The 16,393-nt window shown below is 76.0% G+C and carries 9 protein-coding genes and 1 pseudogene; 8 read left to right on the forward strand and 2 right to left on the reverse strand.

Annotated features, from left to right (window positions below):
* Window positions 1-133 precede the first annotated feature (133 nt).
* The 7 genes from ACFVVL_RS28255 (at window position 134) to cobA (ending at window position 10,714) form a co-directional block, all read left to right on the forward strand.
* Window positions 134-1,174, forward strand: a complete 1,041-nt coding sequence (locus tag ACFVVL_RS28255) for a methionine ABC transporter ATP-binding protein (RefSeq protein WP_387680086.1) — start codon at window positions 134-136, stop codon at window positions 1,172-1,174.
* The gene (locus ACFVVL_RS28260; protein ID WP_387680089.1) at window positions 1,171-1,917 is read left to right on the forward strand and encodes a methionine ABC transporter permease; all 747 of its coding nucleotides are present in this window, start codon (window positions 1,171-1,173) and stop codon (window positions 1,915-1,917) included. The genes ACFVVL_RS28255 and ACFVVL_RS28260 overlap by 4 nt, the downstream gene beginning before the upstream one ends.
* A 59-nt stretch (window positions 1,918-1,976) precedes the next feature.
* Window positions 1,977-2,807, forward strand: a complete 831-nt coding sequence (locus ACFVVL_RS28265; RefSeq protein ID WP_380293273.1) for a MetQ/NlpA family ABC transporter substrate-binding protein — start codon at window positions 1,977-1,979, stop codon at window positions 2,805-2,807.
* Between the two features lie 205 nt (window positions 2,808-3,012).
* On the forward strand, window positions 3,013-3,666 hold the full coding sequence (locus ACFVVL_RS28270) for a GNAT family N-acetyltransferase (protein ID WP_380293275.1): 654 nt from the start codon (window positions 3,013-3,015) through the stop codon (window positions 3,664-3,666).
* A 203-nt stretch (window positions 3,667-3,869) separates the two neighbouring features.
* A complete protein-coding gene (gene cbiE / locus ACFVVL_RS28275; protein ID WP_380293277.1) occupies window positions 3,870-5,159 on the forward strand; it encodes a precorrin-6y C5,15-methyltransferase (decarboxylating) subunit CbiE in 1,290 nt (429 codons plus the stop codon).
* Window positions 5,160-5,662: 503 nt separating this feature from the next.
* Complete coding sequence (cobT, locus tag ACFVVL_RS28280; RefSeq protein WP_387680093.1) at window positions 5,663-9,358, forward strand: nicotinate-nucleotide--dimethylbenzimidazole phosphoribosyltransferase; 3,696 nt, start codon at window positions 5,663-5,665, stop codon at window positions 9,356-9,358.
* A 102-nt stretch (window positions 9,359-9,460) separates the two neighbouring features.
* Complete coding sequence (gene cobA / locus ACFVVL_RS28285) at window positions 9,461-10,714, forward strand: uroporphyrinogen-III C-methyltransferase (RefSeq protein WP_380293281.1); 1,254 nt, start codon at window positions 9,461-9,463, stop codon at window positions 10,712-10,714.
* Between the two features lie 134 nt (window positions 10,715-10,848).
* Here the strand turns inward: cobA and ACFVVL_RS28290 are convergent, their stop codons facing one another.
* Window positions 10,849-13,617 carry a SpoIIE family protein phosphatase gene (locus tag ACFVVL_RS28290; RefSeq protein ID WP_387680096.1) on the reverse strand — a complete coding sequence of 923 codons (2,769 nt, stop codon included), beginning with the start codon at window positions 13,615-13,617 and terminating at the stop codon, window positions 10,849-10,851.
* Window positions 13,618-13,715: 98 nt separating this feature from the next.
* On the opposite strand from ACFVVL_RS28290, the gene ACFVVL_RS28295 reads away from it, so the two are divergent.
* Window positions 13,716-14,525, forward strand: a complete 810-nt coding sequence (locus tag ACFVVL_RS28295) for a TrmH family RNA methyltransferase (protein WP_387680099.1) — start codon at window positions 13,716-13,718, stop codon at window positions 14,523-14,525.
* Between the two features lie 849 nt (window positions 14,526-15,374).
* Here the strand turns inward: ACFVVL_RS28295 and ACFVVL_RS28300 are convergent.
* Window positions 15,375-16,393, reverse strand: a pseudogene (locus ACFVVL_RS28300) (hypothetical protein); the annotation flags it as partial.

The raw sequence follows: 16,393 nt of genomic DNA on the forward strand, positions 1-16,393 counted from the left end.
CCCGGCCGCCCGGCGGCGACGATCAAGGGACGGCGGGTTCGCATCCCCACGGCACGTGGCGCCGTCGCGCGCCGCCCACCGCACCCCCGGTACGGCGGCCGCACGCCGCCCGCCCCGACCCACGGAAGCAGCTGTGATCACCACCACGGACCTCACCAAGGTCTACCGCTCCCGCGGCCGCGAGGTGACCGCCCTCGCGGGCGTCGACCTCCACGTCCGCCCCGGCGAGGTCTACGGAGTCGTCGGCACCAGCGGCGCCGGCAAGTCCACCCTCATCCGCTGCGTCAACATGCTGGAGCGCCCCAGCTCCGGCACCGTCACCGTGGACGGCGTCGAACTCACCGCCCTGTCCGGCGGCGAGAACCGGGCCGGCCGGGAGCTGCGCGAGGCCCGCCGCCGGATCGGCATGGTCTTCCAGCACTTCAACCTGCTCGCCTCCCGGACCGTCCAGCAGAACGTCGAACTCCCGCTGGAGATCATCGGCCTGGACCGCACCGAACGCCGCCGCAAGGCCGCCGAACTGCTCGACCTCGTCGGCCTCGCCGACAAGGCCCGCAGCTACCCCGGCCAGCTCTCCGGCGGCCAGAAGCAGCGCGTCGGCATCGCCCGCGCCCTCGCCGGCGACCCCAAGGTGCTGCTCTCCGACGAGGCCACCTCCGCGCTCGACCCCGAGACCACCCGCTCCATCCTCAAGCTGCTGCGCGAGCTCAACCAGCAGCTCGGCCTCACCGTGCTGCTGATCACCCACGAGATGGACGTCATCAAGTCCGTCTGCGACTCCGCCGCCCTGATGCGCGGCGGACGGGTCGTCGAGTCCGGCGCCCTCACCGACCTGCTCGCCGTCCCCGACTCCGAGCTCGCCCGCGAGCTCTTCCCGCTCGGCGAGTTCGGCACCGGCCACCCCGGCGCCACCGTGCTGGAGATCACCTTCCAGGGCGACACCCCCGCCCAGCCCTTCGTCTCCCAGCTCGCCCGCACCTACCAGATCGACATCAACATCCTCGGCGCCGCCGTCGAGACCATCGCCGGGCGCATGGTCGGCCGGATGCGGGTCGAACTGCCCGGCAGCCACCAGGACAACGTGGTGCCCATCGGCTTCCTGCGCGAGCAGGGCCTTCAGGTCGACGTCCTCGACACCACCCTCACCGCGACGACGAAGGGAGCGGACGCATGACCTGGGACCAGATGCAGGAACTGATGTGGCCCGCCACCTGGGAGACCCTCCAGATGGTCGGCGCCGCCACCGTCGGCACCGTCCTGCTCGGACTGCCGCTCGGCGTGCTGCTGGTCGTCACCGACAAGGGCGGCCTGCTGCAGAACCTGCCCGTCAACAAGGTGCTCGGCGCCGTCGTCAACATCGCCCGCTCGGTGCCGTTCATCATCCTGATGATCGCCCTGATCTCCTTCACCCGCTGGCTGGTCGGCACCTCCATCGGCTGGCAGGCCGCGACCGTGCCGCTCACCATCGGCGCGATCCCGTTCTTCGCCCGCCTCGTCGAGACCTCCGTGCGCGAGGTCGACCGCGGCCTGGTCGAGGCCGTCCAGGCGATGGGCGGCTCCGCCTGGACCATCGTGCGCAAGACGCTGATCCCCGAAGCCCTGCCCGGCCTGGTGGCCTCCGTCACCACCACGATCATCACCCTGATCAGCTACTCCGCCATGGCCGGCGCGGTCGGCGGCGGCGGCCTCGGCACCCTCGCCATCAACTACGGCTACTTCCGCTTCGAGACCGCCTTCATGTGGATCATCGTCGCCGAACTGGTGATCATCGTCACCGTCGTGCAGCTGCTCGGCGACTGGGCCGTCCGTTCCCTCGCCCACCGCGGCCGCACCGGCGGACGGACCCGCCTGCTCCGCCCGCGCGGCCGCGTCCCCGCCGCCCCGGCCGGCCCCGGCGACGACCTCGTCGCCCCCTAGACCACCCGGCGTCCGAACCCCGGACCCGGCTCCCCGCATCACGCAGAAAGGCACTTTTCGTGCGCAACGCCCTGAAGTTCACCAGCGTCCTCGCCACCGCCGGCATCGCCCTCTCCCTCGCCGCCTGCGGCAGCAACGGCGACTCGAAGTCCTCCTCGGACCCGAACGCGCCGCTCACCGTCGTCGCCAGCCCCACCCCCCACGGGCAGATCCTCAAGTACGTCAAGGACAACCTCGCGGACAAGGCCGGCCTCAAGCTCACCATCAAGGAGGTCACCGACTACGTGACCCCCAACACGGCGGTGCAGGACGGCTCGGCCGACGCCAACTACTTCCAGCACGTGCCGTACCTGGAGGACTTCAACAAGAAGCACGGCACCCAGATCGTCTCCGTCGAGACGGTCCACCTGGAGCCCCTCGGCCTCTACTCCAAGAAGGCCAAGGCCGTCGGCGACATCAAGGACGGCGCCACCGTCGGCCTGCCCAACGACGCCACCAACGAGGGCCGCGCGCTCAAGCTCCTCGCCGACAACAACCTCATCACCCTCAAGGCCGGCGTCGGCACCGCCGCCACCCCCGCCGACGTCACCGGCAACCCGAAGAACCTCAAGTGGAAGGAGCTGGAGGCCGCCCAGCTGCCCCGCTCCATCGACGACCTCGACGCCGCCGTCATCAACGGCAACTACGCCCTCGACGCCGGCCTCAAGCCCACCAGCGACTCGCTGATCCTGGAGAAGGCCGAGGGCAACCCCTACGCCAACATCCTCGCCGTCAAGCAGGGCAAGGAGAACGACCCGCGGGTCAAGAAGCTCGCCGAGCTGCTCCACTCGCCCGAGGTCAAGAAGTACATCGACGACACCTTCCAGGGCGCCGTCATCCCGGCGTTCTGATCCACGCCGAGCGCACCACCGACCCGTCCCGCCGGACACCACCGGGCCCCCGCCGCAACCAGGCGGGGGCCCGGTCGGGCAGTATGCACCAGTGACGGTCCGACAGGCCCACATCTGACGTACCGTCGTCCGGTCCCTGCACCGCGTGACCACCCGGCACCGGCGAGGCGTACGGTGTGTCCACGACCCGGCGAGGAGAGACGGCATGGCAGCGAGCTTCCCCGAGACCGCCATCAGCACCGAACGGCTGCTGCTGCGCCCGCTTGCGGAGGACGACGCCCCCGGCCTGGCCGCCATGATGGCCGACGAACTCGTCCTGGCCTGGACCGACCGGCCCCACCCCTTCACCGAGGCCCACGCCCTCGACCTGGTCCGCACCCTCGCCCCCGCCCACCGCGCCGCCGGCCACGGCATCGTCCTCGCCGTCACCGAACACCTCACCCAGCGCCTCGTCGGCCTCGTCGAACTGCGCCACACCGACTGGCGGCTGCGCTCCACCGAGATCTCCTTCGTCACCGCCGCCTGGGCCCGCGGCGAGGGCTACGCCCCCGAAGCCGTCCTCGGCGTCGCCCAGTGGCTCTTCGAGGACCGCGGCTTCCAGCGCCTGGAACTGCGCACCGCCGCCGGCAACACCGCCGCCCAGCAGGTCGCCCAGAAGATCGGCGGCATCAGCGAGGGCGTGCTGCGCAGCGCCTGGATAGTGCGCGGCGAGTCCGGCGCCGCCGACGAGGCGGAGGCGTCCGGGGCCGAGAGCCGCAGCGACCTCATCCTGTGGAGCCTGCTGCCCGAGGACCTCGAAGCCCCCGAGGCACCCGCCCCCGCCTGGGCCGGCGGCGACCGCTACGTCCTGCGCGACTGAACCCGCCGCGCCCCGGCCGCCGACCCCCGGCCGCCGACCCCCCGATCCCCGGCTCCCGCGCCCCGGCCGCGCCGCGTGTCGCGCGCCTCGCCGGGCACAGGTGTGCGAGATGTCCGCGCCGGGGGGATCACACCCGGTAGCCTCTGACCGGCGCCGGTGTGCGGCGCCTGACGGTGCACGGACGGCGAGGGAGACAGCCGCAGATGGCTGACCGGATCACGGTCATCGGGTGGGACGGCACGCCGCTGACCGAGGCCGCCGCCGCGGCCCTCGCCGCAGCCACCCTGGTGGCCGGCGCCCCCTACCAGCTCAAGGCCCTCCCGGTGCCGGCCGCCGCCGAACGCATCGCCCTCGGCAGCATCCAGCTCGCCGCCCGCCGGATCGCCGAACACCGCGGCGCCGCCGTCGTCATCGCCGAGGGCGACCCCGGCTTCTTCGGCGTCGTCCGCACCCTGCGCCGCCCCGAACACGGCCTCGAACTCGAAGTCCTGCCCGCCGTCTCCTCCGTCGCCGCCGCCTTCGCCCGCGCCGGCATGCCCTGGGAGGACGCCCAGGTCGTCAGCGCCCACGGCGGCCGGCTGCGCCGCGCGGCCAACGTCTGCCGCGCCCACCCCAAGGTCGCCGTCCTCACCGCCCCCGGCGCCGGACCGAGCGAACTCGCCCTGATGCTCCGCGGCGTCCACCGGACCTTCGTCGTCTGCGAGGCCCTCGGCACCCCCGACGAGGACGTCACCGTCCTCACCTCCGACCGCGTCGCCGACCACATCTGGCGTGACCCCAGCGTCGTCCTGGTCATCGGCGGCAGCAGCGCCGGCGGCCCCGGCGGCGGACCGCAGGGCGGCGGCGCCGGCGAAGCGGCCGGCTGGCTCGCCGGACGCCCCGTCGGCTACCCCGGCCCCGACCGCGGCTGGGCCCTGCCCACCGACACCTACACCGGCACCGAGCGCACGCCCGGCGCGCCCGACACGCTCCCGGCGCACGTCCGCGCGCTCGTGCTCGCCCGCCTCGGCGCACGCCCCGGCGACCTCGTCTGGTCCGTCGGCGCCGGCAGCGGCGCACTCGCCGTCGAGGCCGCCCGCTTCGGCGCCGCCGTCGTCGCCGTCGAGGCCGACCGCGCCGCCTGCGCCCGCCTCGCCGTCAACGCCCGCCGCTACGGCGTCGAGGTCGAGACCGTCCACGGCCACGGCCCCGACGTCCTCGGCGAACTCCCCGAACCCGACGCCGTCGTCGTCGAGACCGGCGGCCCCGACGTCGTGCGCGCCGTCCTCTCCCGCCGCCCCGAACGGATCGTCGCCGTCGCCCGCACCCTCGCCGAGGCGGAGGAGGTCCGCCGCACCATCGCCGACGCCGGCTACCGCGCCGACGGCGCACTGCTCCAGTCCGCGCCGCTGCTCGCACCCGCCACCACCCCCGGCGGCGACGGTGGCCACGGACTGCGCCTCGGCGTCGGCGACCCCGGCACCTTCCTGCTCTGGGGTGAGCAGAAAGCGTGAAGGCCCGGTGCCGATTCCGCCCGCCGCACCCCGGCGGCGGCACCGCCCGGCCGCCCCGGACGGTGATCCAGGTCGCATCCGGACACCGATTCGAGAGGCGGCCCCGCCGGGCCGGTAGTGTGGCGTCCGGGACGGCTGCGGCCTCCGCCGACCCGCCCGATCCGGTCGGTCCGGCGCCTTTCTGACGCGGTACGGACCGGTACGGCTCGAAGTGTGGGCAATTCGACGGGCCGCCCGCCGGACCTGGAGAATGCCGTAGGGTCCGGTGCGGTCGTGCCGGTTGCCCCGGCTTGTCGTTGTTTCAGATGACGCGCCACCGCTCACGCGTGGCGCACGGGCCGGGGTGCCGCAGCGCGCCGGAAGGACTTCGGCCGCAGCGCCTCGGCGCGGCGGCCGTGTGTGGTTGAGGGGCGGGCCGGTGCAGGCCCGGCCCGTGCGGATGGGCGCTGCGGTCGGTGATCGCGTCGCCGAGGGCGCGGCAGCGGCCTGGAAGGAGCTTTGACATGACCGATGGCGGCCACGTCCCGAACGAGGGACTGCCGGAGCACCTGCTCGCCGGGCCCGACCCGCTCGGCGGCCCCGAGGGCGCCGCGGCCGTCGCACCCGGACCGGGCGTCGCGACGGACGGCACCGGCCTGCCCGGCACGCTCCCGCCGCACGGCGTCCCCGCCCAGGGCACCCCGCTCGGCGCGCCCGGCTACGCCCCCGCCGGCGTCCCCGGCACCCCCGGCGACGGCTGGAACGTCGACCCGGGCGCCCAGCGGCCCGCCTTCCACTTCGTCGACCAGCCGGACGGCCTCGACGACGAGGACGACGTCCTGCTGATGCCCGGCCCGCAGGGCTCCTGGGGCGAACCGGCCCCCGACCAGCAGACCCCCCCCGGCACGCCCGTCGAGCCGTCCTGGCCGCCGCTGGACCCGCCCGTGCTCGGCGCCGCCCACGGCGCCGCGCAGGCCCCGGCCCCCCAGGCGCCGCTGCACGCCCAGCCCGCGCCCGGCGCCCAGACCGTCCCCGTCCAGGGGCAGGGCCCCGAGGCGATGACGGCCGCTCAGCCGCCGCGCCGCCCGCTGCACGCCGGCCCGCCGATCCCGGACCCGTCCCTGATGACCGGCCAGGTCCCGGTGCGCTCCCTCGCCGACCGCGGCCCCTCCACCGGCAGCACGCCCGCCCACGGCATCCCGATCGTGCCGGCCGCCGTCCAGCCGGAGCCGCAGGCCGCCCCGGCGGCCGCGCCCGCCGCGCCCGTGGTCCAGCCCGCGCCGGCCGTCCAGCAGGCCGCCGCTCCGGTGGAGGTCCCGGCGCCCGCGGAGGCCGCCGCGCCCGCCGTGCCGGCCACGCCCGCCGAGACCCCCGAGGCCGCCGCCGCGCCCGCGCCGGTGGAGGTCCCGGCCCCCGCGCAGCCGCTCGCCCCGGCCGCCGCCACGCCCGAGACCGCCGAGGCCCCGGCCGCCGCCGAGCCGGTGCAGGGGGAGACCCCGGCCGCCGACGCGCAGCCCGCCGCTCCGGCCGGCCAGCCGCGCCGCATCTCCGCCTTCCTGGCCGCGCCGACCCCGCACGGTCTGCCGCCGGTCGAGGCCGGCACCCCGGCCGCCCAGGCCCCGGCCGCCGTCGAGACGGAGGCGGAGCAGTCCGCCCCCATAGCGCCCGCCGTCGACGGGACCGCCGCGCCCGCCGAGGTCGCGCCCGCCGAGGTCGCGCCCGATGCGACCGCCGCGCCCGCCGCCGAGGCCGCTCCGGCCGAGGCCGCGGCCCAGCCCGCCGTGCCCGCCCCGGCCGAGCAGCCCGCCCCCGAGGCCCCGGCCGCCGAGCAGGCCGTCGTCGAGCAGGCCGCGGCCGAGCAGCCGGTTGCCGAGCAGCCGGTCGTCGAGCAGCCTGCGGTGGAGCAGCCCGTGGTGGAGCAGGCCGCCGCCGAGGCACCCGCCGAGGCCCACGCCGCCGAGCAGCAGCCCGTCGTCGAGGCCCCCGCCGCCGAGGCCGTGCCCGAGGCCGCGGCCGAGACCGCCGTCGGCACGGGCGAGATGCCCTCGGGCCAGCCCGTCGCCGTCCCTGTCGCCGGAGCGGCCGCTCCCGTGGACGCCGCCCCCGCCGAGGCCCCGGCCCCCGCCGAGGCCCCGGCCCCCGCCGAGGCCCCGGCCGTCGCCGAGCCCACCGCGGAGCCCGTTGCGGAGCCTGTTGCCGAGCAGCCTGCCCCCGAGGCCGAGCCCGAGGCCGAGGCCGTCGCTCCGGCCGAGACCGCCGAGGCAGCCCGGGAGACCGGGGCCCCCGAGGCCACGGAGTCCGCCGAGGTCGGCGAAACCGCCGGGACCGCCGACGCCCCCGAGGCCGTCGACGCCTCCGCGACCGCCGAGACCGTCTCCGAGACCGCCGAGGCCACCGAGACCGTCGCCGAGGCCACCGAGGAGGCCGAAGCCGCCGCCGAGCCCGCCGAGCCCGCCGAACCGCGCGGCCCGGCCGCCCCCGGCTACGACGACGCCGGCCGCGAGGCCGTCCACCAGGTGATCCGCGAGCGCCGCGACATCCGCAACGGCTTCCGCCCCGACCCGATCCCGCACGAGGTGCTGATCCGCGTCCTGGAGGCCGCCCACACCGCCCCCAGCGTCGGCTACTCCCAGCCCTGGGACTTCGTGGTCATCCGCTCCGCGAAGACCCGCCGCAGGATGCACGAGCTCGCCGAGCGCCAGCGCGAGGCCTACGCGGACTCGCTGCCCAAGGGCCGGGCCAAGCAGTTCAAGGAGATGAAGATCGAGGCGATCCTTGAGACGCCGGTCAACATCGTGGTCACCGCCGACCGCACCCGCGGCGGCCGCCACACCCTGGGCCGCCACACCCAGCCGCAGATGGCCCCGTACTCGGCCGCCCTCGCCGTCGAGAACCTCTGGCTGGCCGCCCGCGCCGAGGGCCTCGGCGTCGGCTGGGTGAGCTTCTTCGACGAGGAGGAGCTGGTCCGCGAGCTCGGTCTGCCCGAGCACCTGGAGGTCGTCGCCTACCTGTGCGTCGGCTTCGTCGACGCCTTCCCGGACGAGCCCGAGCTCGCGCAGCAGGGCTGGGCGAAGAAGCGCCCGCTGTCCTGGGTCGTCCACGAGGAGCAGTACGGCAACCGGGCCCTGCCGGGCGAGGAGCCGAACAACCTGCTCTCCGAGACCCTGCGCGGCATCCGCCCGCTGGACGCCAAGGCGCTCGGCGAGGCCTGGGACCGCCAGAAGCGGATGACCAAGCCGGCCGGCTCGCTCGGCATGCTGGAGATCATCTCCGCCCAGCTGAGCGGCCTGTCCCGCAAGTGCCCGCCGCCGATCCCGGAGCCCGCCTGCGTCGCGGTCTTCGCCGGTGACCACGGCGTGCACGCCCAGGGCGTCACCCCCTGGCCGCAGGAGGTGACCGCCCAGATGGTCGGCAACTTCCTCGCCGGGGGAGCGGTGGTCAACGCCTTCGCCAAGCAGATCGGCACCGAGGTCTGCGTGGTCGACGTCGGCGTGGCCGCCGAGCTGCCGGACGCGATCCAGCAGGGCCGCACCACCGGCCTGCTGCCGCGCAAGGTCAAGCCCGGCACCGACGACATGACCCAGGGCCCGGCGATGACCCGCGAGGAGGCCCTCAAGGCCCTGGAGGTCGGCATCGAGACCGCCCGCGACCTCGTCGCGGCCGGCAACAAGGCGCTGGTCACCGGTGACATGGGCATCGCCAACACCACCGCCTCCGCCGCCCTGATCTCGGTGTTCACCGGCCTGGACCCGGCCGAGGTCACCGGCCGCGGCACCGGCATCGACGACGAGACGCACACCCGCAAGGTCGAGGTCGTCCGGGCCGCCCTGGCCCTGCACCAGCCCGACCCGGGCGACCCGATCGGCGTCCTGGCCGCCGTCGGCGGCCTGGAGCACGCGGCCCTGGCCGGTTTCCTGCTCGGCGCGGCCAGCCTGCGCACCCCGGTCATCCTGGACGGCGTGATCGCCGGCTCGGCCGCGCTCGTCGCCAAGGCGATCGCCCCCGAGGTGCTGGCCGCCTGCATCGCCGGCCACCGCTCGGCCGAGCCCGGCCACCAGGCCGCGCTCACCAAGCTGGGCCTGCGTCCGCTGATCGACCTCGACCTGCGGCTCGGCGAGGGCACCGGTGCCCTGCTGGCCCTGCCGCTGGTGCAGAGTGCGGCCCGCGCGATGCACGATGTAGCCACCTTCGACTCCGCCGGGGTCACCGAGAAGGCCTGACGCCCGCCCGATCCGCTCCGCGCACCGGCCCGAGGGCGCGCCGGTGCGCGGAGCGGCGCCGCGTCGCACCCCCACACCCTCACCGATCCAGGAGCACCACCGATGACCGCGCCCACCCCCCACCCCAGCACCGAGGGCCGCACCCCGTACCCGGTCGGCCTGCTGCTCGCCGGCCGCCGCGTCGTGGTGGTCGGCGGCGGCCACGTCGCCCAGCGGCGGCTGCCCGCCCTGCTCGCCACCGGCGCCGAGGTGCACCTGATATCCCCGGCCACCACCCCGGCCGTCCAGGCGATGGCCGACGCCGGTGAGCTGACCTGGCACCGCCGGCCCTATCGGGAGGGCGACCTCGCCGACACCTGGTACGCGCTGGTCGCCACCGACGACCCCGCGGTGAACGCCGCCGTCAGCGCCGAGGCGGAGCGCGGACGGGTGTTCTGCGCGCGCAGCGACGACGCCTCCGCCGCCACCGCGTGGACGCCGGCCAGCGGCCGCGACGCCGGGGCGACCGTGGCCGTCCTCACCGGGGACCCCCGGCACTCGGCCGCGCTGCGCGACTCGATCGTCGAGGGGCTTCGGGACGGCTCGCTCGCCGCCCGCCAGTACCGCGCGCACGGCGCGGGGGTGGCACTGGTCGGCGGCGGCCCCGGCGACCCGGACCTGATCACGGTGCGCGGCCGGCGGCTGCTGGCGGACGCGGACGTGGTGGTGGCCGACCGGCTGGCGCCGCGCGAGCTGCTGGCGGAGCTGCCGGAGCACGTCGAGGTGATCGACGCGTCGAAGATCCCCTACGGGCGCTTCATGGCGCAGGAGGCGATCAACCGGACGCTGGTCGAGCACGCCAAGGCCGGCAAGTTCGTGGTCCGGCTGAAGGGCGGCGACCCGTACGTGTTCGGGCGCGGCGGCGAGGAGCTGCTGGCCTGCGCCGAGGCCGGGCTTCCGGTCACGGTGGTGCCGGGCATCTCCAGCTCGATCAGCGTGCCGGCGGCGGTCGGCGTGCCGGTCACCCACCGGGGGATGACGCACGAGTTCACCGTGGTCTCGGGGCACGTCGGGCCGGACGACGAGCGCTCGCTCACCGACTGGGGGGCGCTCGCCCGGATGACGGGCACCCTGGTGCTGCTGATGGCCGTGGACAAGATCGGCGCGATCGCGGCCCGGCTGATCGCGGAGGGGCGCGCCGCCGGGACCCCGGTGGCCGTCGTCCAGGAGGGCACCACCGCCGCCCAGCGCCGGGTGGACGCCACCCTGGCCACCGTCGCCGCCACGGTCGAGGCCGAGGGCATCAAGCCCCCGGCGGTCATCGTCATCGGCGACGTGGTCAACGTCCTCGCCGCCGCTGCGTCCCCCGACGCCTGACGCCTGACGCCTGACGCCGAACGCCTGACGCCTGACGCCCGACGCCTCGCCGGTCTCCGCACGGTTCTCCGCGTCGGGCACTTCGCCGGGTGCGACTCCGCGAAGTGCCCGACGCGTCCTCCCGCGCCGACGGACTACTCCAGCGGCTGCTCCGTCCAGATCACCTTCCCGGTGGCCGTGTACCGCGTCCCCCACCGGTCCGCGAACTGGGCGACCAGGAACAGCCCGCGCCCGCCCTCGTCCGTGGTGGCCGCGTACCGCAGGTGGGGCGACGTACTGCTGGCGTCCGACACCTCGCAGATCAGCGACCGGTCGAGCAGCAGCCGCACCTTGATCGGCCCCGTGCCGTACCGGATCGCATTGGTCACCAGCTCGCTCAGGATCAGCTCGGTGACGAACGCCGCCTCCGCCAGCCCCCACCGCTCCAGCCGCTCCGCCACCGCCGCCCGCACCCCCGCGACCGCCGCCGGCTCCGACGGCACCTCCCACTCCGCCACCTGCTCCGCCGGCAGCCCCCGGGTCCGCGCCACCAGCAGCGCGATGTCGTCCTGCGGCCGCTCCGGCAGCATCGCCCCCAGCACGTCCGCGCACGTCTGCTCCGGCGTCCGCGGCGGCCCCGTCAACGCCGCCCGCAACAGCTCCAGCCCCTCGTCGATGTCCCGCTCGCGGTCCTCCACCAGCCCGTCCGTGTAGAGCACCAGCCGGCTTCCCTCCGCCACCTCCAGCTCCACCGTCTCGAACGGCAGCACCGCCAGCCCCAGCGGCGGCCCCGTCGGCAGCTCCGGGAAGACCACCGACCCGTCCGGGCGCACCAGCGCCGGCGGCGGGTGCCCCGCGCTCGCCGCCGTGCACCGGCGCGCCACCGGGTCGTAGATCAGGTACAAGCAGGTCGCCCCCGTCACCGCCGCCGAACCCCCGGTCGCCGACTCCTCCAGGTCGATCCGGTTCACCAGTTCGTCCAGGTGCCCCAGCAACTCGTCCGGCGGCAGGTCCAGCGTCGAGAAGTTGTGGATCGCCGTCCGCAGCCGCCCCATGGTCGCCGCCGCGTGCAGCCCGTGCCCGACCACGTCCCCGACCACCAGCGCCACCCGGGCCCCCGGCAGCGGGATCAGGTCGAACCAGTCCCCGCCCACCCCCGCCTGCGCCGGCAGGTACCGGTGCGCCACCTCCAGCGCGTTCTGCTCCGGCAGGCTCCGCGGCAGCAGACTGTGCTGCAGCGTCACCGCCATCGCGTGCTCCCGGGTGTACCGGCGCGCGTTGTCGACGCACACGGCCGCGTGCGCGACCAGCTCCGCCGCCAGCGCCAGGTCGTCCTCCTCGAACGGCTCCGACCCCTCCGTGCGCCAGAACCGGGCGATCCCCAGCAGCACCCCGCGCGCCTTCAGCGGCACCCGCACCAGCGAGTGCACCCCGTACGCCAGCACCCGCGCGGCGGCCTCCGGATCCTGCTCCCGCCACCCGGCGGCGTCCGCCAGCCGCGGCTCCACCCCCGGCAGCCCGCTGCTCAGCGCCCCGGCGAGCGGCGTCGACGGCGCCACCTCCTGGACCGTCCCCACCGGGTAGAACGGCGCGTCGTCCCGGACCGCCGCCAGCGCCGTCCGCCGCATCCGCAGCGAACCGCCGGACGGCGGCTCGTCGCCCTCCAGCACCTGGTCGGCCAGGTCCACCGTGACGATGTCGGCGAACCGGCCCACCGTCACCTGCGCCAGCTCCTCCGCCGTCCGGGTCACGTCCAGCGTGCTGCCGACCTGCACCCCGGCGTCGTACAGCAGCCGCAGCCGACGCTGCGCCACCTCGGCCCGCCCGGACAGCGCCAGCAGCTCGGTCGAGTCCCGCAGCGTCGCGACCGAGCCCGGCGGCCCGCCGTCGCGGTCCGTGGGCCGCACGTTCACCGCCAGCAGCCGCTCCCCGGCCAGCACCACCTCGTCGGTGACCGTCCGGCCGTCCGCCAGGAGCTCCAGCGGCGCCGGATCCAGGCCCAGTTCGGTCAGCGGACGGCCCTCCGCGTCCGGCGGCAGGTCGAGCAGCCGGCGCGCCTCGTCGTTGCAGAGCAGCAGCCGGCCGTCGTCGCCGACGATGAGCACGCCCTCGCGCACCGCGTGCAGCACCGCCGCGTGGTGCTCGTACATGCGGGTCATCTCGGCCGGTCCCAGCCCCCGGGTCTGCCGCTTCAGCCGCCGGCTGATCAGCGCCGTCCCGCCGGTCGCCAGCGCGAGCCCGGCGGCCGCCGCCCCCAGCACCACCGGCAGCTGCCGCTCGCTGGCACTGCTCACATTGGCGATCGTGATGCCCGCCGACACCATCCCGACCACCTGCCCGTTCGGGGCGCGCACCGGCACGATGGCCTGCACCAGCGACCCGATCGTGCCCGTGACCTGCTCGGTCACCACCTGCCCGGCCAGCGCGGGCTGGTAGTTGCCGATGACCTTCTGGCCGATCCGCGCCGGATTGGGGTGGGTGAGGCGGATGCCGTCGGTGTTGAGCACGACGATGAAGTCCACGCCCGCGTTGATCCGCGCCGACTGCGCCGAGGGCTGCAGCAGCGCGGTCGGGTCGGGGGAGCGCAGCGCGGCGACGATGCCCGGCGCGTTGGCGTAGGTCTGCGCGACCGCCACCGAGCGGTTGGTGGCCTCCTGCCGGGCGTCGTTGCGGGACTGCACCACCAGGGCGATCACGGCCGCCACCACCAGCAGCAGCACCACCAGGACCTGCAGCGCGAAGACCTGTCCGGCCACCGACCGGACCCTGGCCGGTGCCGACCGGGCCGTTCGTGATCGCTGGTGCCGACCGTGGGGGCGCCCACCGGGCGAGCCGGCGGCGGTACCGGTGGATCGGGAGGCGGCGGTGGAACCGGCCGCACCAGGGTCCGACGGAGCCCAAGATCGGCCCGGAAAACGGGCCATACGTCATATTTGCACTCCACGCGGCGGCGGGCCAAGACCGGCCGCCCGGCCCATTGGGCCGGTTGGCCTTCCCCCGCCCGACTTGGCAAGATCGCAGGGTGTCCGAACCCAGCACCATCACCGATCCCGCCGACCCGCGCCTCGCCGACTACACCGGCCTGACCGACGTCGAGCTCCGCCGCCGCCGCGAACCCGCCGAGGGCCTGTTCATCGCCGAGGGCGAGAAGGTCGTCCGCCGCGCCCTGGCGGCCGGCTACCGGATGCGGTCGATGCTGCTGACCCCCAAGTGGCTGGACGTGATGGCGGACGTCATCGCCGAGTCCGACGCCCCCGTGCACGTCGTCGAACCCGCCCTGGCCGAGGCCGTCACCGGCTACCACGTCCACCGCGGCGCCCTCGCCTCGATGGAGCGGCAGCCGCTGCCGGACGCCGCCGGGCTGCTGGCCGGTGCCCGCCGGGTCGCCGTCCTGGAGGGCCTGGTCGACCACACCAACCTGGGCGCGATCTTCCGCAGCGCCGCCGCCCTCGGCATGGACGCCGTCCTGCTCTCGCCCGACTGCGCGGACCCGCTGTACCGGCGCGCGGTGAAGGTCTCGATGGGCGCGGTCTTCGCCGTCCCCTACGCGCGGCTGGACCCCTGGCCGGACGCCCTGGGCACGGTGCGCGCGGCGGGCTTCGAGCTGCTCGCCCTCACCCCGGCCGAGACCGCCGTCGACCTCGCGGTCCTCGCCCCGCACCGCCTCCCCAAAGCCGCCCTGATGCTCGGCGCCGAGGGCGACGGCCTCACCCGCCGCGCCCTGTCCGCGGCCGACCACGCCGTGCGCATCCCGATGGCCCACGGCGTCGACTCCCTCAACGTCGGCGCCGCCGCAGCCGTCGCCTTCTACGCCGTCACCGCCACCACCTGACCCCAACCCCGCCCAGGAACCGCCCCGCCGTAGCAACCCCCTGCGGCACGCGACATACGCCGGTCTAGCCGACTTCCTGCTCCGGCCCGGCCCGCGTGCTGTGGCCGGTCGGGGAGTCCGGGCCGGCCGACTTCCTGCTCCGGCGTTCTCGCGTGGGGCGTCCGGGGTTGTGGCGTGGGAGGTCGGGCCCGCCGACTTTCTGGTCCGGCGCATGGTGGTGCCTTCGTCCGTGGCGGCCCTGGCGTGGTGGTTCGCTGTGGTGCCTGGGGCTGGCTGCTGTGTGAGAAGTCGACTCCGCCGACTTCCTGCTCCGCGTGCTGTGGCCGCCTGGGCGGCGGTGTGGCCGGGCGGGGAGTCCGGGCCGGCCGACTTTCTGCTCCGGCGTTCTCGCGTGGGGCGTCCGGTGTTGTGGCGTGGGAGGTCGGGCCCGCCGACTTCCTGGTCCGGCGCATGGTGGCGCCTTCGTTCGTGGCGGCCCTGGTGTGGGGGTTTGCTGTGGTGCCTGGGGTCGGCCGCTGCGTGAGAAGTCGACTCCGCCGACTTCCTGCTCCGCGTGCTGTGGCCGCCTGGGTGGTGGCGTGGCCGGGCGGGGAGTCCGGGCCGGCCGACTTTCTGCTCCGGCGTTCTCGCGTGGGGCGCGCGGGGTTGTGGCGTGGGAGGTCGGGCCCGCCGACTTCCTGGTCCGGCGCATGGTGGCGCCTTTGTCCGTGGCGGCCCTGGCGTGGTGGTTCGCTGTGGTGCCTGGGGCCTGCCGCTGCGTGAGAAGTCGACTCCGCCGACTTCCTGCTCCGCGTGCTGTGGCCGCCTGGGGAGTCGGGCCGGCCGACGTCCGCGGGCGTTCGCCCGGGGTCAGCCGGTCGGGGCGGTGGGAGGGGCGGGGGCGGCGGCGGGGGGTGGGGTGGTGACCGGGGGAGTCATGGTGGGGGAGCCGGGCCAGGACTCCTCCAGGGTGCCGTCCGCGCGCAGCGTGTAGCGGGTGGACGTGGCGGCCCCGGTCTGGGCGACCCGCTCCTCCCGCACCAGGGCGCCGTTCTCCAGCCGCCAGGCCGCCGTCGCCTGCGGATCGGCCGCGGAGGAGCGCGAGGTCATGGCGACCGGGTTGCCGCCGTTGAAGGTGAACAGCTGCACCAGGTCGACCGGGACCGAGCCCTCCGAGCGCCGCAGCACGATCACGGTCGCCGGCTCGCCCTTGTACCGCGCCGGGAGGACCGCGCTGAGCACGACCTGCGGCCCCGCGCCCGCCGTCGAGCGGCCGTCCCGCAGGACGATCGCCGGACCGCCCGCCGGGTCGAGGTAGGTGCGGTTCGGCCAGTCGACGCCCGGGATCAGGCCCTGGGCGGGCAGCAGCGCGCCGTCCGGCGCCCCGTGCGCGGCGGCCGCCAGCGGGGTGGTCGACGGCGCGATTCCGTCGGCCGAGATCCCCGTCCCGGCCGACGCCTCCGGCCCCGAGCCGGCCGCGGGGGCCGCCGGGGCGGCCGCCGCGGGCGCCGGAGCCGTGCCACCCGGCGAGGCCGGCGCGGACGCGGAACTCGTGGGCGCCCGGAGTCCCTGCTTGTCCCGGTTCTCGCACCCCTGCGCCGCCGCGATGGCCAGCGCCACGCCCACCGTCACCGTCACGAACACCACCAACCGCTGCCGCAGCAGCCGCCGGCGCGCCGTCCCGGGCCGCCCGCCGGGTGCGGGCGTGTGCTGCCGGTCGCCGGCCCGGCCGCGCGGCGCTCCCGGCCGGGGCGCGCGATCGCGCGCGGGCGGCGGGGTCTGCTGGCGCTCGCGCATCGGCCGGGTCGCCTGGACGCCCTCCGGCCGGGGGAGCGGCGCGGTGGCCGCCTGCCCGTCGGCCGGCCCGGGGGCCCGCCGCGGTACGCCGC

It is taken from the genome of Kitasatospora sp. NPDC058115 (assembly GCF_042884635.1).
Taxonomy (GTDB): domain Bacteria; phylum Actinomycetota; class Actinomycetes; order Streptomycetales; family Streptomycetaceae; genus Kitasatospora.